The 24,859-nt window shown below is 73.1% G+C and carries 19 protein-coding genes; 14 read left to right on the top strand and 5 right to left on the bottom strand.

Annotated features, from left to right (window positions below):
* Positions 1 to 232 precede the first annotated feature (232 nt).
* From KZ813_RS17365 to KZ813_RS20430, 8 genes are all read left to right on the top strand, one after another.
* Positions 233 to 1,714 (top strand): UbiA family prenyltransferase, encoded by a 1,482-nt coding sequence (locus tag KZ813_RS17365; RefSeq protein WP_219756240.1) that lies wholly within the window; start codon positions 233 to 235, stop codon positions 1,712 to 1,714.
* Positions 1,711 to 2,079 (top strand): DMT family transporter, encoded by a 369-nt coding sequence (locus KZ813_RS17360; protein ID WP_183920954.1) that lies wholly within the window; start codon positions 1,711 to 1,713, stop codon positions 2,077 to 2,079. Before KZ813_RS17365 ends, KZ813_RS17360 begins: the two co-directional genes overlap by 4 nt.
* Positions 2,076 to 3,101, top strand: coding sequence for an NAD-dependent epimerase/dehydratase family protein (locus KZ813_RS17355; protein WP_219756239.1), 1,026 nt, complete (start codon positions 2,076 to 2,078; stop codon positions 3,099 to 3,101). Before KZ813_RS17360 ends, KZ813_RS17355 begins: the two co-directional genes overlap by 4 nt.
* 10 nt (positions 3,102 to 3,111) lie before the next feature.
* A complete protein-coding gene (locus KZ813_RS17350; protein ID WP_219756238.1) occupies positions 3,112 to 4,233 on the top strand; it encodes an acyltransferase family protein in 1,122 nt (373 codons plus the stop codon).
* The gene (locus tag KZ813_RS20435; protein ID WP_219756237.1) at positions 4,230 to 5,510 is read left to right on the top strand and encodes an O-antigen ligase family protein; all 1,281 of its coding nucleotides are present in this window, start codon (positions 4,230 to 4,232) and stop codon (positions 5,508 to 5,510) included. Before KZ813_RS17350 ends, KZ813_RS20435 begins: the two co-directional genes overlap by 4 nt.
* A gap of 1 nt (position 5,511) precedes the next feature.
* Positions 5,512 to 7,242, top strand: coding sequence for a hypothetical protein (locus tag KZ813_RS17340; RefSeq protein ID WP_219756236.1), 1,731 nt, complete (start codon positions 5,512 to 5,514; stop codon positions 7,240 to 7,242).
* 271 nt (positions 7,243 to 7,513) lie between these two features.
* On the top strand, positions 7,514 to 12,040 hold the full coding sequence (locus tag KZ813_RS17335) for a beta strand repeat-containing protein (RefSeq protein WP_219756235.1): 4,527 nt from the start codon (positions 7,514 to 7,516) through the stop codon (positions 12,038 to 12,040).
* 19 nt (positions 12,041 to 12,059) lie between these two features.
* Entirely contained in the window at positions 12,060 to 13,226 is a 1,167-nt protein-coding gene (locus KZ813_RS20430) for a glycosyltransferase family 4 protein (protein ID WP_308461927.1), read from the top strand.
* On the opposite strand, the gene KZ813_RS17325 is transcribed toward KZ813_RS20430, so the two are convergent.
* Genes KZ813_RS17325 through KZ813_RS17305 form a run of 5 tightly spaced genes read right to left on the bottom strand, consistent with a single transcriptional unit; the run spans position 13,122 to position 19,075 of the window.
* Positions 13,122 to 14,351 (bottom strand): outer membrane beta-barrel protein, encoded by a 1,230-nt coding sequence (locus tag KZ813_RS17325; RefSeq protein ID WP_219756233.1) that lies wholly within the window; start codon positions 14,349 to 14,351, stop codon positions 13,122 to 13,124. The two genes, KZ813_RS20430 and KZ813_RS17325, sit on opposite strands and share 105 nt — an antisense overlap.
* A gap of 28 nt (positions 14,352 to 14,379) precedes the next feature.
* Complete coding sequence (locus tag KZ813_RS17320; RefSeq protein ID WP_219756232.1) at positions 14,380 to 14,928, bottom strand: polysaccharide biosynthesis/export family protein; 549 nt, start codon at positions 14,926 to 14,928, stop codon at positions 14,380 to 14,382.
* A 37-nt stretch (positions 14,929 to 14,965) separates the two neighbouring features.
* Positions 14,966 to 15,832: a sulfotransferase family protein gene (locus KZ813_RS17315; protein ID WP_219756231.1), complete on the bottom strand. Its 867-nt coding sequence runs from the start codon at positions 15,830 to 15,832 to the stop codon at positions 14,966 to 14,968.
* Entirely contained in the window at positions 15,825 to 17,069 is a 1,245-nt protein-coding gene (locus KZ813_RS17310) for a DegT/DnrJ/EryC1/StrS family aminotransferase (protein WP_219756230.1), read from the bottom strand. Before KZ813_RS17310 ends, KZ813_RS17315 begins: the two co-directional genes overlap by 8 nt.
* The gene (locus KZ813_RS17305; RefSeq protein WP_219756229.1) at positions 17,066 to 19,075 is read right to left on the bottom strand and encodes a polysaccharide biosynthesis protein; all 2,010 of its coding nucleotides are present in this window, start codon (positions 19,073 to 19,075) and stop codon (positions 17,066 to 17,068) included. Before KZ813_RS17305 ends, KZ813_RS17310 begins: the two co-directional genes overlap by 4 nt.
* A gap of 301 nt (positions 19,076 to 19,376) precedes the next feature.
* On the opposite strand from KZ813_RS17305, the gene KZ813_RS17300 reads away from it, so the two are divergent.
* The 6 genes from KZ813_RS17300 to KZ813_RS17275 are packed head-to-tail and all read left to right on the top strand — an operon-like array spanning position 19,377 to position 24,857.
* On the top strand, positions 19,377 to 20,555 hold the full coding sequence (locus KZ813_RS17300; protein ID WP_219756228.1) for a glycosyltransferase: 1,179 nt from the start codon (positions 19,377 to 19,379) through the stop codon (positions 20,553 to 20,555).
* Positions 20,552 to 21,718 (top strand): glycosyltransferase family 4 protein, encoded by a 1,167-nt coding sequence (locus tag KZ813_RS17295; protein ID WP_219756227.1) that lies wholly within the window; start codon positions 20,552 to 20,554, stop codon positions 21,716 to 21,718. The genes KZ813_RS17300 and KZ813_RS17295 overlap by 4 nt, the downstream gene beginning before the upstream one ends.
* Positions 21,715 to 22,320: a sugar transferase gene (locus KZ813_RS17290; RefSeq protein WP_219756226.1), complete on the top strand. Its 606-nt coding sequence runs from the start codon at positions 21,715 to 21,717 to the stop codon at positions 22,318 to 22,320. The genes KZ813_RS17295 and KZ813_RS17290 overlap by 4 nt, the downstream gene beginning before the upstream one ends.
* Entirely contained in the window at positions 22,292 to 23,206 is a 915-nt protein-coding gene (locus KZ813_RS17285) for a methionyl-tRNA formyltransferase (protein WP_219756225.1), read from the top strand. The genes KZ813_RS17290 and KZ813_RS17285 overlap by 29 nt, the downstream gene beginning before the upstream one ends.
* 14 nt (positions 23,207 to 23,220) lie before the next feature.
* The gene (locus KZ813_RS17280; protein ID WP_258046906.1) at positions 23,221 to 23,898 is read left to right on the top strand and encodes a PIG-L deacetylase family protein; all 678 of its coding nucleotides are present in this window, start codon (positions 23,221 to 23,223) and stop codon (positions 23,896 to 23,898) included.
* Complete coding sequence (locus tag KZ813_RS17275; protein WP_258046905.1) at positions 23,898 to 24,857, top strand: ATP-grasp domain-containing protein; 960 nt, start codon at positions 23,898 to 23,900, stop codon at positions 24,855 to 24,857. Before KZ813_RS17280 ends, KZ813_RS17275 begins: the two co-directional genes overlap by 1 nt.
* Positions 24,858 to 24,859: the final 2 nt, after the last annotated feature.

Raw genomic sequence — 24,859 nt, 5'->3', positions numbered from 1 at the left:
TCGCGCCCGGCATGACGGTCTGGGCGACCTCCATCGGCGATCGTGACGAACCCGATCCTATCCGATACCGCCGCGGGACGAAGCGCGCGGGCGAAGCGGGGGCGCGATCATTGGGGGTAGCCGGCGTCGATCGCATTAGCCCGGTTGCGCCCGCGCGCTACCCACCTGACCGTGCGACATCCTCGGCGCGATCTCGCATCCTCGCCGCGGGGCCGAGGGGTGGGGGCAGCCGATGGACGACGTGACGACTCTGGCGTTGGCGGAGATGCCGGGCGATGCCCCGGCACGATGCCGCCCGCTCGTCGTCGACCTCGACCATAGCCTGGTGTGCACCGACACGCTGCACGAATGCCTGGTGACGCTCGCGTTCCGCCATCCCCGCCGGGTGCCGGCGGTGGCGGGCGCGCTCGCGCGGGGACGTGCGGCGTTCAAGCGCGCCGCGATGCTCCACGCCGGCCTGGACTGCGAGGCGCTGCCGCTCGACCCGGGGGTGCTCGCCGCGATTTCGCGGCGTCGGAGCGCGGGCGGGACGGTGCACCTCGTCACCGCCGCGGACCAGTTCATCGCCGACGGCGTCGCCAGCGCCACCGGCCTGTTCGACAGCGCGACGGGCAGCGACGGCGCCACCAACCTCAAGGCCGCAGCCAAGGCCGAGGCGCTGGCGCGGCGCTTCCCCGAGGGCTTCGACTATGTCGGCGACAGCGTCGCGGACGTGCCGGTGTGGCGCCGCGCCACGGGTGCGCTGCTCGCGGGCGAGCGGCCGCGCGTGGCGCGCCTGCTGGCGCGCGAGGGGATCGCGCCCGAGGTGCTGCCGCGTCGCGCGGTCCGCGCGCGCGACTGGGTCAAGGCGCTGCGGCTGCACCAATGGAGCAAGAACCTGCTCGTGCTCGCGCCGATCGTGCTGAGCCACGAGTTCCTCGCGCCCGCGCTGCTGCTCCAGGCGCTCGCCGCCTTCGCGCTCTTCGGCGTGGTCGCCTCGGCGACCTATCTGATCAACGACCTCGCCGATCTCTCGGCCGACCGTCGCCACCCGAGCAAGCGCTATCGCGCGCTCGCCGCGGGGCTGATCCCGCTCGCCACCGCGGCGCCGCTCGCCGCGATGCTACTGACCATTGGGCTCGTCGGCGGCTGGCTGCTCGCCCCGGCGTTCGGCGCGACCCTGTCCTGCTATGCCGCGCTGACGCTGCTCTACTCCTTCCGGCTCAAGCGCGAGCCGCTGATCGACGTCGCCGCGATCGCCGCGCTGTTCACGCTGCGGGTCGTCGCCGGCATGGTGGTGATCGGCCATCCGATCTCGCTGTGGCTGGCGACCTTCACCGCGACGCTGTTCCTCTCGCTGGCGCTGGCCAAGCGCTCGGCCGAGCTGGTCCAGGCGGCGCGCAGCGGGCGGCCGGTCCACGGCCGCGGTTACCTGCCCGGCGACGAGCCGCTGACGCTCGCGCTCGGCGTCGCCGCCGGGATCGTCTCGGTGCTGGTGATGGTGATGTACATGTCGGTCGACGCGATGCCGAGCGGGCTCTACGCGCTCGACGGCGCGCTCTACGTGATCCCCGCGGTGCTGTGCCTCTGGGTGATGCGCGTCTGGCTGCTGGCGCATCGCGGCGCGCTCGACGACGACCCGGTGATCTTCGCGCTGCGCGACCGCGTCAGCTGGTGGCACGCCGGCGCGGTCGCGGGGCTGTGGCTCATCGCCGTGGGTGGGCGGGTGGCATGACGCTCGCGCTCTTCGCCCTGATCGTCGTCAGCGTCTCGCTCAACGCGCTGGCGCAGGTCGCGCTGCGCAAGGCGATGACCTTCCGCGCGCTGCCCGCGCTGTCCGAGCCGATCGCGCTCGGCACCAGCCTGGTCGCCAACCCGTGGCTGTGGGCCGGGATGGCCTGCTACGCCGCCAGCATCGGCCTGTGGCTGGTGGTGCTGAGCCGGACCCAGGTGAGCGTCGCCTATCCGATGCTGTCGATGGGCTATGTCCTCGCCGCGGTGCTGGGCGTGCTGTTCCTCAGCGAGACCGTGGGGCCGGCGCGTGCCGCGGGCATCGCGCTGATCTGCCTGGGCGTACTCGTCGTGGGGAAGACCGCGTGAGCCGCCGCCACGTCATCACCGGCGGCGCCGGCTTCCTGGGCGAGCGGCTCGCCGCCGCGCTGGCGGCACGGGGCGAGCGGGTCACCGTGTTCGACCAGGTCGCGCCGCGCGTCGCCATCGACGAGGTGGTGCTCGGCGACGTCGCGTCCGGCGACGACCTCGCCCGGCTGCGGCTCGGCCGCGACGACGTCGTCCACCACCTCGCCGCCCGCCAGTTCCACGGCGCGGTGCCGCGGCACGACCGCGACGGCTGGTTCGCCGCGGTCAACGTCGAGGGCACGCGCGCCCTGCTCGCCGCGATGCGTGCCGCCGGCGCGCGCCAGCTGCTGTTCGTCTCGACGGACATGACCTACGGCGTGCCGGTCCACACGCCCGTGCCGCCGACCCACCCGCAGGTGCCGATCGGCCCCTACGGCCGCAGCAAGGTGGGAGCGGAGCGGCTGATCGCCGCCGCGGCGGACGAGTTCGGGCTGCGCGCCACCGTCTTCCGCCCGCGGCTGATCGCCGGCGCGGGGCGGCTGGGCATCCTCGCCAAGCTGTTCCGGCTGATCGCGCTGGGGCTGCCCGTGCCGATGATCGGGAGCGGGCGCAACCGCTATCAGATGATCGCGGTGGAGGATTGCGTCACCGCGCTGATCCGCGCCGCCGACCGCGGGTTGCCGCCCGGGCCGTTCAATCTCGGCTCGAGCGAGCCGCCGACGGTGCGCGCGCTGCTGCGCTCGCTGATCGCGCGCGCCGGCTCGCGCTCGGTCGTGCTGCCGACCCCGGCGGGACTGGTGCAGCGTACGCTGGCGACGATGGATCGCGCCGGCGTACCGCTGCTCTATCCCGAGCAGTTCGCGATCGCCGACGCCGATTACGTGCTAAACACCGCGGCGACGCGCGCCGCGCTCGACTGGTCGCCGAGCCGACGCGACGCCGACATCCTGTTCGACGCCTACCATCATTTCCGCTCGCAGCCCGTGCGCGCGCGCGACGCCTCGCCGGTGTCGCTCGCCGCGCCCAGCCGCGGCGCCAGTTAGGAGCGCGCGCGTGAGTTCGGCGTCGGCAGCGGGAAAAGGGGCAGGCGGGGAGCATGTCGTCGCGGCGCACGGGCTGCGCGGGCTCGCCTCGGCGATGGTGGTGTTCGCGCATATCATCGGCGGCCCGGCGCGCCACGTCTACGCCGACAACGCCGCCTATGTCGCGCTCACCCGCGCGCCCTGGCATCTCGCCACCTTCGGCGTGATGCTGTTCTTCGTCATCAGCGGCTTCGTCATCCTGCCGAGCGCGCTTCGCTACGGCCCCGGCGAGTTCGCGCTGCGCCGCGGGCTGCGGCTCTATCCGCTCTTCGCGGTCCTGTCGGTGCTGTTCGTCGCGCTCAACGCGGTGACGAACGCCTATCCGAAGATCAACACACCGCTGGCTGTCGTGTCGGGCTTCACCTTCACCAACCTGTTCACCGGCACCGACCAGCTCACCCCCAACGCCTGGAGCCTGAGCTACGAGGTGATGTTCTATGCGCTCACCTGCGCGGTGGTGACGCTGGCGGTGAAGCGGCGCGACCGGCTGACCGGGGCGCTGGCGGCGGCGGCGGCCCTGGCCTTCGTGCTGGCCTTCCCGATCGCGCTCTACTTCGTCGCCGGCGTGGCGATCCGGCTGCTGCGCTGGCGTTACCCCGAGGGTGGCCGCGGGACGCCCTGGGCCGAGCTGCTCGCCTTCGCGGCGATGACCGTTCTCGCCAGCCACGCGCACTACGAATATTGGTGGCGCGACTTCCGCGACCCCGTGGTGGTGCCGCTGATCCTCTCGACCGCCGCTTATTTCTACTGCGCGGTGGCGCCCGGCAGCTGGACCGAGCGGCTGCTCGGCAACCGCGTGTTCGCCTATCTGGGCACGATCAGCTACAGCCTCTACCTGGTCCACCCGTACATCTATCTCGCGCTACGCAAGCTGTTCGTGCGCCACGGCTTGTTCACCGACGACCTGCTCCACTCGATGCTGCCCTTCGCGCTGCTCGTCGCGGCCGGGTCGCTGGTGGCGAGTCATGTCGTCCATCTCTGGCTCGAGCGCTGGCCGTACGAGCGCTTCTTCCGCCAGCGCATCTACCGCGCCGATCGGATCGCGCGCGACGATCCGGCGAGCGACGCCACGATGACGGCGCAGCGCGCGTGACCGCCGCCGTGCTCCCGAACCCGCGCGCGCGGGTTGCCGTCGGCGCCGAGGTGCCGCGGCCGATCATCCTGGCGGTGGCGCTGTCCTCCTATCTGTCGTGGCGGCCCTCGCTCGACATCATGTTCACGCTGAGCGACGTGCTGTTCCTGCTCGGCCTGGGCCTGCTCGCGTCGCGTCACCGCCTGCCGCTGCAGCCGTTCGGCGCGCTCCAACCGGCGTGGCTGATGTCGTTCACGGTGATGATGGGTGGTCTGCTGGTGGCGTCGCTCGGCGCGCGCGACCCGTCGCGCTGGCTGATCGTGGCGATGCAATATGCCTTCGCCTGGGTGGTGCTGCCCTTCGCCATCGCCGGCCACGGCCGCGCCTATGCCACGGTGCTGGCGCGTGCCCTGGTCGCCGGCATGGTGGCGATGGAGGCGTTCGGCATCCTCATCTACGTCAGCTTCCAGGCCTCGTTCGAGGTGGCGCGCAAGGTGCTGGGGCTCGATTTCCTCTCGGGCAACCGTCGGCTCGGCGTGTTCGCGACCGACGCCAACTGGAACGGCGCCGCGATCGCGATGACCTTGCCCTTCGTGCTGTTCCTGTGGCGCGCCGGGCGGCTGCGCACGGCGGCGATGTTGGCGGCGTTCGCGGTGCTACTGGTGTCGTTGCTGCTGACGGCCTCCTTCACCGCTTTCTCCAGCGCCGCGATCGGCCTGGCCGTGTTCGGCGTGATCGCGGGGATCCGGCTGCCGCGCTGGGTGGTCGGCGGCCTGTTCGCCGCCGCTCTGGTGGTGAGCCAGACCGGGCTGATGCTGCCCGAGACCTTCAACAAGCGGGTCGCCGGGGCGATCGAGAACGGCGACATCAGCGAGGCGGGGACCTTCACCGGCCGGGTCGCGCTGATCGACGACGCCTGGTCGATGATCGAGCAGCACCCGTTCAGCGGCGTCGGCGTCGACCAGCACCGCGTGATCAGCAAGCTCAAGGCGCCGGTCCACAACATGTACCTGCTGGTGTGGGTGGAGGGCGGGCTGGTCGCGCTGCTCGGCTGGCTCGGCATGCTGGTGGTGCTGGTGATGGTGGCGCTGTCGACGCTCAGGCGCGAGCGCGATGTCGCCGGGCTGGTGCTGGCGGTGCTGGTGACCTTCCTGATCTTCTCCGCCGCCAGCCCCCACATGTACGCGCGACTGTGGTCGGTGCCCGTGATCCTGTCGCTCGCGATGGCGCACGGCGGCGCGGCACGGCGCCCGCCGCGCGCGCTGGCGGCGTTGGTCGCGCGGCGCGCCGAGGCGTGAGATGAGGCGGGCGCGCCTCCTGCTCATCGCCGCGGCGCTATTGCTCGGCGCGCTGCTGCTCCCCGCGATCGAGGGCGGCGTGGCCGAGCCCGCCGCGGCGGAGGAGAGCTTCCCGGTCGACTGCGACCCGGGCGACGCGCCGCACGCGCTACCGGCCTTCCCCGGCGCGCAGGGCTTCGGCCGCTACGCGCGCGGCGGCCGCGGCGGGCGCGTGATCGCGGTGACGACACTCGCCGACGCGGGCCCCGGCTCGCTGCGCGACTGCGCCGAGGCCAGCGGCGCGCGCACCTGCGTGTTCCGCGTCAGCGGCACGATCGTGCTGCGCGACTGGATCAAGGTTACGGCGCCGTTCCTGACCATCGCGGGCCAGACCTCGCCCGGCGGGATCGCCTTGCGCAACGGCGCCTCGGGCAACGCGCCGATGCTGGTGCGCACGCACGACGTGGTGCTGCGGCACTTCCGGCTGCGCCCCGGCGCCTCGCCGCGCTCGTCCGACAACGTCGACACGATCCAGATCAGCGGCGGCGCGCACGACGTGATGCTCGACCATCTCTCGACGTCCTGGCCGACCGACGAGGGCATCAACATCGTCGGCGCCGGGCACGAGACCGGGCGCTGCGGCCAGACCCGGAACGTGACGGTGCAATGGTCGATCCTGGCCGAGGGTCTCAACCGCGCCAACCGCGGGCCGCACAGCCGCGGCACCTATTTCGGCTACGGCGCGCACGCGGTGACCTTCCACCACAATCTCATCGCCAGCAACGTGCGGCGCAACCCGCTGGTCAACCTGCGCGGGCAGTTCGACATGATCGACAACGTGATCTTCAACTCGGTGAGCTACAACGCCGAGCTGTACACGCGCTTCGGCGACCTCGACGTCAACGCGATCGGCAACAGCGCGATCATGGGGCCCTCGTCCGAGGCGACGACGCAGCTCTACCTGCTCAATTATTTCCGCGACTATCCGGCGCGCTTCCGGATCCACCTGCGCGGCAACCTCGACGTCCACCGCCCCGAGGACCGCGGCGACGAGCGGCTGGCGCTCGAGCCGGGCGACTGGGGCTATGTCTCGGCGGCACCGGTCGGGGCGCTGTCGATGGCGGCGGGCGAGATCGACGACGCCGGCACCGCCTACCGCCGAGTCGTCGCCGCGGTGGGCGCGACCCGGCCGCGCCGCGACGCCGCCGACGCGCGCGTGGTCGCCGGGCTGGTGGCGTGCCGTGGCGCGGTGCTCGACGACCCGGCGCAGGTGGGCGGCTGGCCCGTGCTCAGCGGCGGCGCCGCGCCGGCCGACCGCGACGGCGACGGCATGGCGGACGATTGGGAGGTGGCGCACGGCCTCTCGCCGTCCGACCCGAACGACCGCAACATGCTGGGCGGCGACGGCTACACGAAGCTGGAGGCCTATCTCTCCGAGCTGGCCGGCGATCGCGCGACCGTGGCGGTGCAGCCGTCGCTGGTGCCGCGCCCCACCTGCGGGCGTGCGATCTCCGATCCGGGTCCGCTGCCGTCGATCGCGCTGAGCGTCGATCCCGCGCAGGTCGCGCCGGGCGGCGCGGCGACCTTGCGCTGGGTCGGCGAGAACATCCGCTCGTGCAAGCTCGACGGCGCCACCGCGGGCGCGACCGGCACGCGCGCGGTGCGCGTGGCGGCGACGCGCGCCTATGAGATCGACTGTATCGGTCGCTACGGGGGCGACGCGATCGACTCGGCACTGGTGACGGTGCGGTAGCGAGCGCGCGGCGACGAGCCGCGACGAAGGGTGCATTCTCGCGCGCGACACCCGGTCCGGGGGCCAATTCATCCCTCCGGCCGAGCGGCGGCCGCGCGACGCGCGCGGTGCCACGGACGCGCGTCAGATGCGGCGTGACGGAAGGGCGAGGAACTACCCCTTCCGAGCCGCGGCGGTCACCGATGCCCCACTACCGGCCGTACCGCTTCGGACCTAGTGTCGCACGGCCGGTCACGCTGGGGGCGAACGGCGCTTTTCGGGGGAGGGGCGTATGGCGAACGGCGCGTTCACGAGCGCGGGCAGCGAGTTCCGCGTCAACTCGACCTGGACGGGGGTGCAGACCGACCTGTCCTTCGCCGCTCTGGCGGACGGCGGCTTCGTCGCGATCTGGACCGACTCGAGCGGCACCGGCGGGGACGCCTCGGGGACGAGCGTCAAGGCGCAGCGCTTCGACTCGACCGGCGCGATGGTCGGCGCCGAGTTCCTGATCGATAGCGCCACCGGCAACAATCAGGACCGCGCCAACGTCACCGCGCTCAAGACCGGCGGCTTCGTGGTGACGTGGAGCGACGCCAGCGGGCTCGGCGGCGACGCCGATCGCGGCTCGGTCAAGGCGCAGATCTACGACGCCGCGGGGGCGCGGGTGGGAAGCGAGTTTCTCGCCAACACCACCACCGCGGGGGGCCAGTCCGACTCGACGATCACCGCCCTCGCTGGCGGCAATTTCATCGTCAGCTGGGTCGACGCCAGCGCCACCGCGCCCGACGCCAAGGGCAGCGGCGTGCGCGCGCAGTTGTTCTCCGCCTCGGGCGGCAAGATCGGCGGCGAGTTCCTGGTCAACAGCACGATCACCGGCAGCCAGGTGGCGCCCGCGCTCGCGGGGCTCGCCTCGGGCGGGTTCGTCGCGACCTGGATCGACTATAGCGGACTCGGCGGCGACTCGAGCGGCACCTCGATCAAGGCGCAGCTCTTCTCCAGCAGCGGTGGCAAGCTGGGCGGCGAGCTGCTCGTCAACAGCACGACGCTGGGCGCGCAGGACCAGCCGGTGATCACCGCGCTGGCCGGCGGCGGCTTCGCGATCGTGTGGCGCGACAGCAGCGGGCTGGGCGACACCAGCGCCTCGGGCCTGCTCGGTCAGATCTACGATGCCACCGGGGCGAGGACGGGCGGCGAGTTCCGCGTCAACACCACCACCTTCAACGCGCAGGACCAGCCGAGCATCGCCGCGACCGGCGACGGTGGGTTCGCGGTGAGCTGGCGCGACAACAGCAACATCGCCGCCGACGCCAGCGGCTTCGGCATCAAGACCCAGCTGTTCGACGCGGCCGGCCAGAAACTCGGCGGCGAGTTCCAGGCCAACGAGGTGGTGAGCGGCAACCAGGAGATGCCCGCGGTGACCGTGCTCGCCTCGGGCGCGTTGCTGGTCGGCTGGACCGATTACAGCACCGCCTCGGGCGACGTGGACGGCGGGCTCAAGGCGCGACTGTTCGCGCCGACGCCGCCGGCGATCACCGACATCGCGGTGTCGCGCAACGCTTTGTCCGAGACGGAGGTGGAGAACAGCATCGTCGCGGTCTTCTCGGGCGTGGGGGCGCTGAACGCGAGCTACAGCTATCGGCTCGTCGACGATTCCACCGGCGGCGCCTTCGCGATCGACGGCAACAAGCTGATCGTCGAGGACAGTCTCGCGCTCGACTATGAGACCAACCCGGTCGTGTCGATCACCGTGCGCGCCACCGACACGTTCGGGGACACGTTCGACAAGACCTTCACCTTCGGGCTGACCGACGCGGTCAACGAGTATCGCTACTCGGGCGCGCCCGAGGTACTCGCCAACACCAGCATCGCGGCGAGCCAGCTCGCCCCCGCGGTGGCAACGCTCGCGGACGGCCGCTCGGTGATCGTCTGGACCGACGGCAGCGGCGTCGGCGGTGACGCCAGCTCGTTCGGCATCAAGGCGCAGCTGATCGCGGCGGACGGCAGCAAGATCGGCGGGGAGTTCCGCGTCAACGCGCAGACGCTGAACGCGCAGGACGCGCCCGCGGTGACCGCGCTCGCCTCCGGCGGCTTCGCGGTGACCTGGGCCGACGCCAACGCGGCCAGCGACGGCTCGGCCAGCTCGGTCAAGGCGCAACTGTACGACGCCAGCGGCGCGGCGGTGGGCGGCGAGCTGCTGGTCAACACCGCCACGCTGAACGCGCAGAAGGCGCCGGTGATCGCGTCCTTGGCCAGCGGCGGCTTCGTCGTCTCCTGGACCGACGCCAGCCTCCAGGGCGGCGACGCCAGCGTCACCAGCGTGAAGGCGCAGGTGTACGACGCCGCGGGCAACCATGTCGGCGGCGAGTTGCTCGTCAACACCGCCACCAACGGCGCGCAGGATTCGTCGGCGGTGACCGGGCTGCAGGGCGGCGGCTTCGTCGTGACGTGGCGCGACGGCAGCCTGCAGGGCGGTGACGCCAGCAAGGACGCGGTGAAAGCGCAGCTGTTCGGCAGCGACGGCGGCAAGATCGGCGGCGAGTTCCTGGTCAACACCGAGACCGCCGGCTCGCAGCAGGCGCCGGTGGTGGCGGCCCTGTCGACCGGCGGCTTCGCCATCGCCTGGGCGGACAACAGCTCGCGCGGGCCCGACGCGGATTATTTCGGCATCCGCTTCCAACTGTACGACGCCGGCGGCGGGCGCGTCGGCGGCGAGACGCTCGCCAACACGACCACGCTGGCGGGCCAGCTCGCGCCGAGCATCACCGCGCTCGCGGGCGGGAACTTCGCGATCAGCTGGGCGGACTATAGTGGGGTCGGCGCCGAGGGCGGCACCGCCGGGATCAAGGCGCAGGTCTTCGCCAGCGACGGCGCCGCGGTCGGCGGCGAGTTCCTGGTGAACCATCAGACGCTCGGCAGCCAGGTCGATCCCGCCATCACCGGCACCGGTGACGGCGGCTTCCTGGTGGGCTGGACCGACTATGGCGGGCAGGGCGGTGACGACCAGCAGACCGGCGTGAAATACCGCCTGTTCGACCCGCTCGCCTCGCAGGGTACGCCGCCGGTGCTGATCGCGCGCGCCGACACGGTCACCGCGACCGAGGACCAGGTGGCGATCATCAGGGCCGCCGCGCTGCTCGCCAACGACACCGACTCGAACGGGGCGCCCTTCGCGCTGACCGGGGTGGCGGCGCTGTCGGGCGGCAGCGCGTCGATCAACGCCGCCGGCGACGTGGTCTTCACACCCCTGGCGGATTACGCGGGCACCGCGCTGCTAACCTACACGATCGCCGACACCGGCGGCGAGACCGCGATCGGGCGGGTCAACGTCCAGGTCGCCAACGTCAACGACGCGCCGGTGGCGGTGGCGGACCTGCTCTCGCTCGACGAGGGCGCGACCAGCCTGTCGGTCGCGGCGCTGCTCGCCAACGACCGCGACATCGATCCCGGCGACACGCTGCGCGTCGCCGCGGTGGCGGGTACCACCGCCAACGGTCTGGCGCTGACGCTCGCGGGCACGACGGTCCAGGTGGCGACACCGGCGAGCTACCAGGCGCTGCGCGCGGGCGAGACGGTGGTCGATCACTTCGACTATACCGTCGCCGACCGGGCGGGCGCGAGCTCGACCGCCGCCGTGACGCTCACCTTCGTCGGCGCCAACGACGCGCCGACCGCGCTGACGCTCGACCGCGCGCGGGTCGACGAGAATGCTGCCGCGGGAACGCTCGTCGGCACGCTCAGCGGCTATGACGTCGACCACGACGAGACGCTGCGCTACCGGCTGATCGACGACGCCGGCGGCCGCTTCACGGTGGACGCGGCGAGCGGGGTGATCAGCGTCGCCAACGGCGCACTGCTCGACTATGAGACCGCCACGTCGCACCAGATCAAGGCCCAAGTCACCGACGCGGCGGGCGCGACCTTCGACGCCAGCTTCACCATATCGCTCAACAACCTGCCCGAGCCGAAGAGCTATACCGGTACCAACAGCGCGAACACCTTCGTCGCGCCGACCAACGACCTGTGGACGATCCACGGGCTCGGCGGCAACGACATACTCACCGGCAACGCCAGCTCGGACGTGCTGTACGGCGACGCCAACAACGACGTGCTCGACGGTGCCGGCGGCGCCGACATGATGTACGGCGGGATCGGTTCGGACACCTTCTACGTCGACAACGTCGACGATCACGTGATCGAATATTACGGCGAGGGCACCGACCTGGTTTACACCAGCGTCGACTTCACGCTGGAGGCGAACGTCGAGCAGCTCACCATGCTGGGCAGCGGCAACCTCGCCGCCACCGGCAACGACTTTGCCAACACGATGACGGGCAACGCCGGTGACAACATCCTCCGCGGCGGGCTGGGCGGCGACCTGCTGGTCGGCATGGACGGCGCCGACACGCTCTACGGCGAGGCCGGCGGCGATTATCTTCAGGGCGGCGCGGGCGCGGACACGTTGGTCGGGGGGGCCGGAAGCGACGAGCTGATCGGCGGCGCGGGGGCGGACCGCTTCGTGTTCGACTATCTCGGGCCGGCCGCCGAGCGCGACACGGTCAAGGATTTCGTGGCGGGCGAGGACAAGCTGGTGCTCTCGGGCGCGGTCTTCACCGCCTTCGCGGGGCGGACGGGGCCGATCGCGGCGTCGGAGCTGGCGATCGGGGGCGCGGCGACGACCGCTGACCAGCATCTCGTCTACAATCCGACCACCGGCGCGCTCTACTATGACGCCGACGGCGCGGGCGGCGCGGCGATGGTGCAGATCGCGCTGCTGTCGACCAGGCCGGTGCTGGGGGCGAGCGATTTCCACATCGCCTGAGCCGCGCGCGATCGTCTTCGTGCTCGCCGGGCTGGGCGCCGGCGGGGCCGAGCGGGTCGTCAGCCTGATCGCGGCGGCGCTGGTGCGCGGCGGCGACGAGGTGACCGTCGTCAGCTTCGATCGTCCCGCCGATCCGGTCTTCCACGCCTTTCCCGCGGGAGTGACGCTGGTGCGGCTCGGGCTGCCGCCGGGCGCGGCGCCGGGGCCGCTGCTGGTGGCGCGTCGGGTCGCCGCGCTGCGCGGCGCGTTGAGCGAGTTGCGGCCCGACGCGGTCGTGTCCTTCCTCACCAAGATCAACGTAGTGACGCTGCTCGCCTCGCTCGGCCGGCGGCACCGGCTGATCGTGTCGGAGCGCAACAACCCGCGCGCGCAGCCGGCGAGCCGCGGCTGGGGCATGTTGCTGCGCGCGCTGCTGCCGCGCGCCGACGCGATCGTGATGCAGACGCGCGCGAGCCTCACGCTGCTCGACCCGCGCGCCCGGCGCCGCGCGCGCGTGATCGCCAACCCGATGTCCGCCCCACCGCGCGAGCGTCGGCCGGGCAAGACCATCGTCGGCGTGGGCCGGCTCGATCGCCAGAAGGGCTTCGACCTGCTGATCGACGCGTTCGCGCGGGTCGCGCCGGCGCGTCCCGACTGGGACCTGATGATCTGGGGCGAGGGGCCCGAGCGGCCGGCGCTCGAGGCGCGGATCGCCGCGCTCAGTCTCGCGGATCGCGCGACACTACCCGGCAACAGCGCGGTGCCGGGCGGCTGGCTCGACCGGGCCGGCGTGTTCGTGCTGTCGTCGCGCTACGAGGGCATGCCCAACGTGCTCGGCGAGGCGATGGCGGCCGGTGTCCCCGCGGCCGTCTTCGCCTGCGCCTTCGGTCCCGACGAGATGATCGCGCATGGCGAGACGGGGCTGCTCGTCCCCGCCGGCGACGTCGTCGCGCTCGCCGACGCGATCGAGGCGCTGGTGGCCGATGCCGCCACGCGCGAGCGGATCGGCGCCGCCGCGCGCGCGGCCTCGGCACGCTACGCCCCGGCCGCGATCACCGCCGAGTGGCGCGCGCTGCTCGACTCGCTGCTCGGCGCGCGCGGCTCAGTAGGTGAGCCGAAGCCCGAGCGTCGCGGTCCAGCGGCTGAACCGCTCGATCGGCTGGTCGGCGTCGCGCCTGGTGAAGCTGCCGTTGCCCAGCACGGCTAGGTGGCGGTTGAGCAGGTAGGTGCCCTCCAGCTCGGCGAAGCGGAAGCGCTGGTCGCGGTCGATCGCGCCGCGATAGGCGACGTCGCGGATCCCCACCGCGGCGCGCGCGAGGATGTCGTGGCGCAGCTCCTGGTCGACCGCGAGGCCGAGCCGCGTGTCGACGCGGCCGATCGCGCCGGCGCGGATCGTCGCGACGTCGCCGCGGAAGGCATCGAGCGTGACCGCGGTGCGCACGCGCGGCTGCCAGGTGAGCTGCCCGCTCGCGGCCAGGCCGGAGAAGGCGCGCAGCGTAGGGTCGGACGGGTCGGAGCGGAACGCGCCGACGCCGATCTCGCCCTGCACGCGCGAGCTCACGTCGAACGACACGCCCGCCAGCGCGCCCGCGGTCGCGGCGTCGCGGTCGATGCCGTAGCGGTCGACGCGCAGCCGAGCGTCGCGCCGCACCGCATAGCCTTGCAGGTAGACGCTCGTGCGCCCGCTCACCGCGTAGGAGCCGCGCAGCGCGACGCGGTACACCGCGAGGTCGCGGTCCGCGTCGGCGGCGGGAAGGAAGTTATAGTCGGTCGCGGTCGCGCTCGCGAGCATGCCGAGGCGCGCGCCGGTGTAGCGATAGTCGAGCCCGGCCTCGGCGACGTCGATCAGCGTCGGCCGTCGGCCGACACCGAAGTCCGCCTCGGGGTCGCTGCGCCGCTGATAGCTGCGGTCGAACGAGGCGCGCGCGCGGACCGACTGGCGCGGGCCGACGTCGCCGCGCCAGTCGGCCAGGCCGCGGAAGGTGGTGACGTTCTCGCGGTCATAGCGCGCGTAGCGGATCAGGTTGGCGTTGGTGGCGAGGCGCAGGTCGCTGCTCGTCGTCTGGCGTCGTCCCTCGAGCGCGGGCTGGAGGTTGAAGACGACGTCGCCGATATCGCCGCTGCGGGTCGCGAAGATGTTGTCATTGTAGGTCGCGCCGAGGTCGAGCCGCGGCGTCACCACGATCCCGCCGAGCGTCACCGTGCGCGGCTCGTAGCCGGGGCGGGGCAGGTCGGCGATCGCGGTGGAGCGCTGCGGGTCGGCGGGCGACTGGGCGCAGCACATCGCGCCGCCGGCGGTGAGCAGCACGCAGCGCAGCAGCCTTAGCGACACGGCGGCGCCCCCGCCATGCACGATGCGGTCACAGCGTGCTCTCGGCCACGGTGACGACGTCGCCGGGTAGGATGCGCGCGTCGGGTTGCGCGACTCCCTTGCTGGCGCCGCGGCGGACGACCGCGCGGTCGGTGTCGGCGCGGAAGGTGTACCCGCCCGCGATCGACACCGCGGTCATCAGCGTCATGCCCGGGACATAGGCGTACTGGCCGGGCTTCTGCACCTGGCCGGTGATGAAGAAGGGGCGGTAGGTCTGCACCTGCGCGCTGACGCGCGGCTGGTTGACCAGCTGGCGTCGGCCGATCTCGGCGGCGATGGCGCGCTCGGCCTCGCGCACCGTCTCGCCGCTCACACTGATTGGGTCGAGCAGCGGCAGCGCGATCGCGCCGGTGTCGCTGACGATATAGGTGTTGTTGACCGCGTCGAGCCCGAACACGCTGACGCGCAGCTCGTCGCCGGGCCCGAGCCGATAGTCGCTCGCCGCCACCTCGGGCAGCGGCGCCAGCCCGCGATACTCGCTCGCACATCCCGCCAGCGACAGCCCCATGGCCGCCAGCGCCACTAACGTCCGCATCATCCTTCCCCCCTCACGCGTCACTCGGTCGGTCGTCCGGTCAGGACGCCGCCGTCACCCGATCGTCGTTGGCCCCCGCCGCGGCGCCCACCCGCCAGCGCGACAGGTCGCGCCCGATCATCGTCTCCAGTCGTAGCACGTCCTCGCGGTAATAGTCGCGCAGCAGCGCGCGCAGCTCGACCGTCAGCGGCGGGTAGCGCACCGGCCGCGCCATCGTCCCGCGCAGCCGCGCCAGCAGAGCGTTGCTCCGCAGCGGGTCGAGCAGCGGCCGCATCGGGCGCAGCACGCGGCGCACCGGCAGCGGCAGCATCGCCGCGGCGCCGTCGTTGCGCCGACTCGCCACCGCGTCGGGCTCGATATGGGGTGCGACCCCGATATGCTCGCACACGCGCGCGATCACGCGCTCGGGCTGGTCGACCACGTCCTCGTAGAGGAACACCGCGATCCGTTCGCGCGCGTGATGCGCGTGGTAGCGGGCGAGATGCTTGGCGTAGAGCCCGCCGTCGAGGAAGCGCGCGCCGGCCGGGTCGCGCTTCTCGAGGTAGCGCCGCGGATCGCCGGCGACCAGGCCGCGGCGGTAGAGCATGCAATAGTCCGAATAGGCGCGCTCGACCGGATCGCGCAGCTGTACCACCATCGGCACGCCGGGCAGCACCGCGGCGATCCGCGCCGCGGCCTCGGGGTGCGCGAGATAGTCGGCCGACTTCTCGCCGACCCGCCGCCCCGCCGGCGCGGGCGCGAACAGCGAGCGGTAATGGTCCAGCCCGCGCTCATATTCGCTGCTGAAGAAATGCGGCTCGGCGTCCGGCAGCCATAGGTCGGGGTGACAGCGCAGCTGATGCGAGATCCAGGTCGTCGCCGCCTTGACCGCGCCGATCACCAGGAAAGTGGGCAGACCCTCAGCCATGCGCCCGCGCCGTCGCCTCGAGCGCGATCGCGCGCAACGTCTCGCCCATGTAGCGGCATTCCTCCTCGTCGAGCGTGGGGTCGACCGGGAGCATCAGGCTGGTCTCGCCCAGCATCTTCGCCACCGGCAGCGGCGTGTCGCGGCCGAGCCCGCGCTCGGCGAAGGCGCGCTCGCGGTAGATCTCGGGGCAGCTGCCGGTGAGGCAGGGCATCCCGCGCGCGACCGCCTCGCGGACGATCCGGTCGCGCGTCCAGCCCGGCGCCAGCGCCTCGGGCCGGACGAAGGCGTAGAATTTGTAATAAGCGTGGCCGACGCCCGCGGGCGGCTCGGCCAAGCGGACGGCGGCGAGACCGCGCATAGGTTCGAGGAGCGCCGCGGCGTTGCGCCGGCGCGCGTCGAGCCACGTCGGCAGCTTGGCGAGCTGCGCGACGCCGATCGCGGCCTGCATCTCGGTCAGGCGATAGTTGCTGCCCACCTCGTGGTGGAGCCAGCGGAAGCCCGTGCCGCCGCCCCCGCCGCCGAGGTCGCGCACGTCCTTGCCATGGTCCTTCATCGACCACGCGCGGCGCCAGGCCGCCTCGTCGCGCAGCAGCAGCAGCCCGCCCTCGCCGCCGGTCGACATGATCTTGTCGGTACAGAAGGAGAAGGCCGCGGCGTCGCCGAAGCCGCCGACCGCCCGGCCGTCGATCGTCGCGCCATGTGCCTGCGCGCAATCCTCGATCAGCACGAGGCCGTGCGCGCGCGCCAGCGCGACGATCGGCGCCATGTCCGCCGGCCGTCCACCGAGATGGACGACGATGATCGCCCTGGTGCGCCGCGTGAGCTGCGCCGAGATCGTCTCGGCCGAGAGCGCCTGCGTGTCGGCGTCGACGTCGGCGAACACCGGGGTGGCACCGCGCGTGACCACGCAGCTCGCCGAGGCGACGAAGCTGCGCGCGGGCACGATCACCTCGTCGCCCATGCCGATGTCGAGCGCGTGAAGCGCCAGCTCCAGGGCCAAGGTGCCATTCGCCAGCGCGATCGCGTGCGGCATGGCGCAGAGCGCGGCGAAGCCGTCCTGCAGCAGCGCGTTGTGCGTGCCGTGGTGGAGCGCGTTGACCCGGCCCGAGCGCAGCACCGCCTCCACGGCGGCGATCTCGTCGACCTCGTAGCGCGGCCAGCGGCTCGCGATCGGCGCGGGTACGGCGTGAAGCAGCGGGGCGGGTGCCGCGGCGGCGTGGTGCAGCGCGCCGCTCATGCCGCGGCGCCTTCGCGATTGCCGTGAAGCGAGCGCACGACCGCGCCGGCGTGATCGTCCCCGCCCTTGCTGCCGACGATCCGATCGGGGTCGAGCAGCTCGAACAGCAGCGCGCGGGCGAGGTCCTGGTCATGCTCGCCGACCGCCTCGGCCAGCCGCGTGAACTGCGCCTGGAGCGCGGGCAGGGGCACCGCGATCGGCTCGGCCTCGAACACGCCCTCGATCGCCGAGGGCAGCCGCTCCTCGCGCGCGTCGAACAGCTCCTCGTAGAGCTTCTCGCCCGGGCGCAGCCCGACGATGTGGATCGGCACGTCGCGGTCGGGCACCAGCCCGGCGAGCTTGATCATGCGCCGCGCGATGTCGAGGATGCGGATCGGCTCACCCATGTCGAGCACCACGATCCGGCCGCGCTGGACGTTGCGCTCCATCGTGCGCGCGGTGCTGTGCAGGATCAGCTGCACCGCCTCGTGCACCGTCATGAAGAAGCGCGTGATCTCCGGGTGGGTCACGGTCAGCGGCGCGCGTCGCGCGAGCTGGCGCTGAAACAGCGGGATCAGCGAGCCGCTGGAGCCCAGCACGTTGCCGAAGCGCACCGTCATGAAGCGCGGACTGCCGGGGCGCTCGGCACCCTGCAGGTCCATCGCCTGGACATAGAGCTCGCCCAGCCGCTTGGTCGCGCCCATCACGCTGACGGGGTTGACCGCCTTGTCGGTCGACACCTGGACGAAGGCGCGCGCGCCGAAGCGAAGCGCGGCGTCGGCGACGTTGCGCGTGCCGATCACGTTGGTCATGATCCCGGCGCACACGTTGAGCTCGACGAGCGGCACGTGCTTCAGCGCCGCGGCGTGGAACACATAGTCGGGCATATACTGCTCGAACACGGCCATCACGTGCTGGCGCTGGCGGATCGAGCACAGCACCGCGGTGCACGGCACCTGCGGGTAATTCTCCCGCAGCTCCATCTCGACGAGGTAGAGGTTGTACTCGCCGCAGTCGACCAGCACGATGTCGGACGGCCGCATCGCCGCGATCTGGCGCGTCAGCTCGCGCCCGATCGTGCCGCCCGCGCCGGTGACGAGCACGCGCCGGCCCTCGATCGCGCGCGCCGCGACCGCGGCGTCGAGATCGGTGGCGGGGCGCTCGAGCAGGTCGGCGAGGTCGATCGACTCGGCGTCGAGCGACTGGCGCACGCTCGCGTCGGGGGTCGCGCTGCGTACCGAGAGGTGGAGCGCCTGCGCCGCGTTGACCAGCTGGACGCGCCGCGCGCCGGGCAGCCCGCCGGCGCCGTTGCGGCCCTCGGCGATGATGACGACGCTGGGGCGCTCGTCGCGCGCGGTGAGCGTATCGACGGCATGGTCGATCGCGTCGACCATGCCCAGGATCGGCACGCCGCGCAGCCGCAGCGTGGCATCGTGGCTGTCGAGGTCGAGGATGCCGACGGGCAGATAGGCGGGGCTCTCCTCCTGCTCGATCTGGCGCAGCAGCACCTCGACGTCCTCGGGCCGTCCGACCAGCAGCGCGCGCTGCTGGCTGACGATCGGCCCGGCGCCGCGCGGCGCGGCCGAGGCGGCGCGGGCGCGGCGCGGCAGCTCGCTCGCCACGCGGCGCCACAGCCGTGCGCCCGCCATCACCGCGGAGAGCACGAACCAGTGGATCACCGGCACCGACAGCGGCAGCCAATAGGCGTGGCCGGTGACCGAGAGCAGCCCGACCGAGAGCGTCACCGCCAGCGCGGCGGCGCTCATCAGCAGCAGCGCGTCGGGCAGCGAGGCGAGGCGCCAGACGCGGCGGTAGATGCCGGTAGCGTTGAACACCAGGAAGCCGACCGCGATGAACACCGGCGCGCTCCAGGCTAGGCCCTCCCACATCGTCGCGGGCACCGCGCCGCTCATCCTCAGCAGCAGCGCGATCGCGAGCGAGGCGACGATCGCGACGGCGTCGAACAGCTGGTTGGCGGTGCGGCGCACGCGCCGCGAGTAATGCTGGTAGTTCAAGATCCGCGGCATAAGCTCCCCCTGCCTGCCCCCAGGCGCCGGACGCGACCGAGCGACAGTAGCTGGGTGCGGCGCAGCATGCTGGGGCGCATCGGGCGATGCGCGCCGTCGATTCCGGCGCGGTGCGAACACTCCTTCGCGCCACCGTCCGGCCCGGAAGGCCAACTCGACTGACCTTCCGGTCGCCCCCGGCTCCCTCGAAGGGGTGATATGCCCAATCGCCACCGCGGCTCCGCCTCGGCCGAGGCTAGGATGCGCGGCATACGGGGGAGTGTAACGGGGTGGTGGGAAGACGAAGCGGGCGGTGCGGCCGGTGAGGGTGCTGCACGTCATCACCGGGCTGGACGTCGGCGGCGCGGAGACGATGCTGGCGCGGCTGCTCGAGCACGGGCGTCGCCACCCGCACCTGTGTGCCGAGGTGCTCTCGCTGATCACGCCGGGTCGGGGCGGGGAGCGGATCGCCGCCACCGGCACACCGATGGGGGACCTCGGCATGGCCGCGGGCATGCCGTCGCCGCGCGCGTTGCTCTCGCTGGCGCGCGCGATCGCGGTGCGGCGGCCCGACGTGATCCTTGCCTGGATGCACCACGCCCAGCTCGCCGCGACGCTCGCCGCCGCGCTGGCGCGGCCGTGGCTGCGCGTGCCCGTGATCTGGAACGTGCGCCACTCGGTCGCGGACCTCGCCGAGGAGAAGCCGCTGACCCGGCTGGTGCTGCGGGCACAGGCCGCGCTGTCGGGCGGCGCGCGCGCGATCGTCTACAACTCGCATGCCGCGGCCGATCAGTACCGCCGGCTCGGCTTTCGCGCGCGAGACCAGCGCGTGATCCCCAACGGCTTCGACCTGGTCGCGCCCCAGCCCCGAGCGGCGGCGCGCGCGCTGCTGCGCGAGCGGCTAGGGGTCGATGGCGACGGTGACGGCCTCCTGATCGGCATGGTCGCGCGCGCGGCGCCGATGAAGGATGCGCCCAACCTGCTGCGCGCGGTCGCGCTGGCGCGCGCGCAGGGGCTCGCCGCGCGCGCGCTGCTGGTGGGCAAGGGGATGGACGAGGATCCCGCGCTGGCGCCGGCCGCCTACGGGCTGCCCGCGGACAGCGTGATCCGGCGCGGCCATCGCGCCGACGTGGCCGAGTGGCTCGGCGGGCTCGACCTGCTCGCGCTCCCCTCCGCCTGGGGGGAAGGTTTCCCCAACGTCGTCGGGGAGGCGATGCTGGCAGGCGTCCCCTGCGTCGCCACCGACGTGGGCGACTCGGCCGCGCTGATCGGCGACACCGGCGCGGTGGTGCCGCCGCGCGACCCCGCCGCTCTGGCGGGTGCGCTGGTGCGGCTCGGCGCGCTGCCGACGGCGCGGCGCGAGGCGCTCGGCGAGCGCGCGCGCGAGCGCGTCCGCGCGCGCCACGACATCCGCGACGTGGTCGATCGCTACGCCGCGCTCTACCGCGACGCGGCGCGCTCGGCCGAGGCGTCGCGCGACTGGGCGAGGGCGCGGGCGTGAGGGTCGTGGTGGTGGCGAGCCTCGCTTACTCGCTCGTCAACTTTCGTGGGCAACTGCTCGCCGACATGGTCGCCGCGGGCCATGAGGTGATCGCCTGTGCACCCGACGACGACCCGCAGGTGCGCGCGCGCCTCGCGGAGATGGGCGTGGCGCTGCGCCGCGTGCCGATGGCGCGGGTCGGGCTCAACCCGTTGGTCGACCTCGGCACGCTGCGCGCGCTGGTGGCGCTGCTGCGCGCCGAGCGGCCGGACCTGGTGCTCGCCTATACGCAGAAGCCGATCATCTACGCCGGGTTGGCGGCGCGGCTGACGCGCACGCGCTTCTACGCGATGGTGAGCGGGCTCGGCCACGTCTACGGCGAGGACGCGTCGGCGCGGATGCGGCTGCTGCGCCGCGGCGTGTCGCTGCTCTACCGCGCCGCGGTGCGCGAGGCGCGCGCGGTGTTCGTGTTCAACCGCGACGACCGCGCCGAGATGCGGCGCCACGCCATCGTCGCGCCGGACGCCCGCGTCATCCAGGTGCCGGGGTCGGGCGTCGACGTCACCCGCTTCGCGCCCACGCCGCCGCCGCCCGGGCCGGTGTTCCTGATGATCGCGCGGCTGCTCCGCGCCAAGGGCGTCGACGATTATGTCGCGGCGGCGCGGGCGGTGCGCGCGCGCTACCCGGGCGCGCGCTTCCGCCTGCTCGGGCCGACCGACCCCGGCCCCGACGGCGTGCCCGCGTCCGAGATCGCGCGCTGGGGCGAGGAGGGCGTGATCGACTATCTCGGCGAGACGCGCGACGTCCGCCCGTTCCTCGTCGGGGCGAGCGTGTTCGTGCTGCCGAGCTGGTATCGCGAGGGGCTGCCGCGCACGATCCTGGAGGCGATGGCGAGCGGGCGCGCGGTGATCACCACCGACCGCCCCGGCTGCCGCGACCCGATCGACCAGGGTGAGAACGGCCTGATCGTCCCCGCGCGCGACCCCGACGCGCTCGCCGCCGCGATGGCGCGCTTCTGCGCCGATCCCGCGCTGGCGGCGGAGATGGGCGCGGCGGCGCGGCGCGTCGCCAGCGAGCGCTACGCGGTGGAGCGGGTCAACCGGATGCTCCTCGATACCATGGAGTTGTCGCGCCCCGCCGCGACGGCGCGACCGGCCCCGGTGCCGGCGGAGGTGGCGGCGTGACGGCGCGGCGCACGACGGACATCGCGGTCGCGGCCGTCGGGCTGCTGCTCGTCGCGCCGCTGCTGCTGCTGCTCGCGCTGGTGCAGGCGGCGGTCGCGGGGCGGCCGATCCTGTTCGTGCAGACCCGCTCGGGCCTGGCGCAGCGGCCGTTCCGGCTCCGTAAGTTCCGCACGATGAACGACCGGCGCGACGTGTCCGGCGCGCTGCTCCCCGACGCGGAGCGGCTGCTGCCGACCGCGCGCCTGCTGCGTGCCACGCGCATGGACGAGCTGCCGCAGCTGTGGAACGTGCTGCGCGGCGAGATGAGCCTGATCGGCCCGCGCCCGCTGCTGCCCGACACGATCGCCGGGGCGGGCGAGCGCGGCACGGCGCGCGCGCGCGTCCGCCCCGGCCTCACCGGCTGGGCGCAGGTCAACGGCAACACGCGGTTGAGCGAAGCGGAGAAGCTGGCGCTCGACCTGTGGTACATCGAGCATCGTGGGCTGCGGCTCGACCTCGAGATCCTGGTCCGCACCCTGCTCATCGCCGGGGGCGGCGGTGAGCGGCGCAACGCGGACGCCATACGGAGTGCCTATGCGGGCGATCCTCGTCGGCGCGGTTGAGAGCACAAGCGTGGCGCTGCGCGCGCTCGCGGCGGCGCCCGACTGGACGCTCGCCGCGTTGGTCACGCTACCGCCCGAGCTCAGCGCGCGCCACTCCGACTTCGTCGACCTGGGCGAGGAGGCGCGGGCGCTCGGCGCGGAGGTCGTCCACGCCGCGCAGTGCAACGAGCCGGCGGTGCTGGACCGACTGCGCGCGCTCGCGCCCGACGTGATCCTGGTGATCGGCTGGTCGCAGCTGTGCGGCGCCGACTTCCGCGCGATCGCGCCCTTGGGCACGGTCGGCTACCATCCGGCGCCGCTGCCGCGGCTGCGCGGGCGCGGCGTGATCCCCTGGACGATCCTGCTCGATGAGCCGATCACCGCGGGCAGCCTGTTCGTGATCGACGAGGGCACCGACAGCGGTCCCATCCTGGCGCAGCACTTCCTCCACGTCGCGCGCGACGAGACCGCGCAGACGCTCTACGACAAGCACATGGCCGCGCTCGCGACGATGCTGCCGCCGCTGCTGACGCGGCTCGCCGCGGGTGACGCCGCCGGGGCGCCGCAGGACGAGCGCTACGCGACCTACGCCGCGCGCCGCCGCCCGGAGGACGCCGAGATCGACTGGCGCGACGACGTCGCGACGATCGACCGGCTGATCCGCGCCTGCGGTGAGCCCTATCCGGGCGCGCGCACCGGCTCGACGGGCGGCATGGTGACGATCCTTGCCGCCGAGCGACGGCCCGGCCGCGGCCACGACGCCGCGCTCCCAGGGCAGGTGGTGGCGCGCGACGAGGCCAGCTTCACGGTGCGCTGCGGCGACGGCGAGCTGCTGCGCGTGACCCGCTGGCAGCGCGACCGACCTGGTCCGCCGCCGCTCCACGCGCGGCTGGGGCAACAGGCTTGAGCAGAGGGGGAATGATGCTGGACCGGATCGAGCGCGCGCTGGTGCTCGCGCCCCATCCCGACGACGAGGTGCTCGGCTGCGGCGGCACGATCGCGCGGCTCACCGCGCTGGGGCGCCACGTCGAGGTGGCGGTGGTCACGCGCGGCACCGCGCCGCGTTTCGACGCCGAGCAGGTCGCGGTGGTGCGGCGCGAGGCGGCCGCGGCGCACGCGCGGCTCGGCGTCGCGGCGACGCACTACCTCGACCTGCCCGCGGTCGAGCTCGACCGGGTCGCGCAGGCCGACATCAACGCCGCGATCCGCGCCGCGCTGGTGGCGTCGCGCGCGGACACGCTCTTCATCCCCTTCGTCGGCGACCTCCACCGCGACCACCAGCTGATCTTCGACGCGGCGATGGTGGCGGCGCGGCCGCGCGGCGGCGACTATCCCGCGCGGGTGCTCGCCTATGAGACGGTGTCGGAGACCAACTGGGCCGCGCCCTATCTGGCGCCATCGTTCCAGCCCAACGTGTTCGTCGACGTCGCCGACACGCTCGAGATCAAGCTGGACGCCTTCCGCTGTTTCGAGTCGCAGTGCCACGCCTTCCCCGACGAGCGCTCGATCGAGACGCTGCGCGCGCTGGCCATGGTGCGCGGCTCGTGCGTGGGGCGCCACGCCGCCGAGGCGTTCGTGCTGATCCGCGAGGTAGGGTGATGGCCGACCTGCGCCTGCTGCTCGGCTCGGCCGGGCGCCGAGTCGCGCTGCTGCGCTGCTTCCGTGCATCGGCCGCGGCGCTGGGCGCGACCCTCGAGGTCCACGCCACCGATCTCGCACCCGAGTGGAGCGCGGCCTGTGCCTCGGCCGACGCCGCCCACGCGGTGCCCGCGGCGACGACCCAGGCCTATGTCGAGGAGACGCTGGCGATCTGCGCGCGCGCGCGGATCGACCTGCTGGTGCCGACGATCGACACCGAGCTCCACGCGCTGGCGCTCGCGCGAGATCGCTTCGCCGCTATCGGGACGCACGTCGCGGTGGCTGACGCCGAGCTGGTGGCGATGGCGCGCGACAAGCTCGAGACCGCGCGCTTCCTGGACCGCGCCGGCGTGCCGACCCCGCCGACCGCGGCGGCCGAGGCGGCCGGCGCCGACTGGGGCTGGCCCGCCATCGCCAAGCCGCGCCACGGCAGCTCCAGCCGCGGCCTGGCGCGGCTCGGCTCGCTCGCCGAGCTGGCGGCGCTGCCGCGGCCCGAGCCCTACATCGTCCAGCAGCTGCTCGGCGGGCAGGAATATACCGTCAACCTGTTCTTCGACGCCGCCGGCACGCTGCGCTGCGCGGTGCCGCACCGCCGCGTCGCGGTGCGCGCGGGCGAGGTGGAGAAGGGTGTGACCGAGCGCCACGATGCGCTGCTCGCGGTGGCGCGGCGGATCGGTGCGGCGGTGCAGGGCCGGGTGCGCGGCGCCTGGTGCTTCCAGGCGTTCGTCGACGCCGACGGCGCGCCCTCGGTGTTCGAGATCAACGCCCGCTTCGGCGGTGGCTACCCGCTGGCGCATCGCGCCGGCGCGACCTTCGCGCGCTGGCTGCTGGAGGAGCGACTCGGTCGCGAGTCGGCGGCGGAGGACGATTGGGACGCGGGCGTGACGATGCTGCGTTACGACGATGCCGTCTTCCTCTGAGC

Source organism: Sphingomonas folli (assembly GCF_019429525.1).
In the GTDB taxonomy this organism is placed as follows: Bacteria; Pseudomonadota; Alphaproteobacteria; order Sphingomonadales; family Sphingomonadaceae; genus Sphingomonas; species Sphingomonas folii.
Note: the sequence above shows the minus strand (reverse complement) of the source record. Positions and strands in the feature narration are given on the sequence as shown.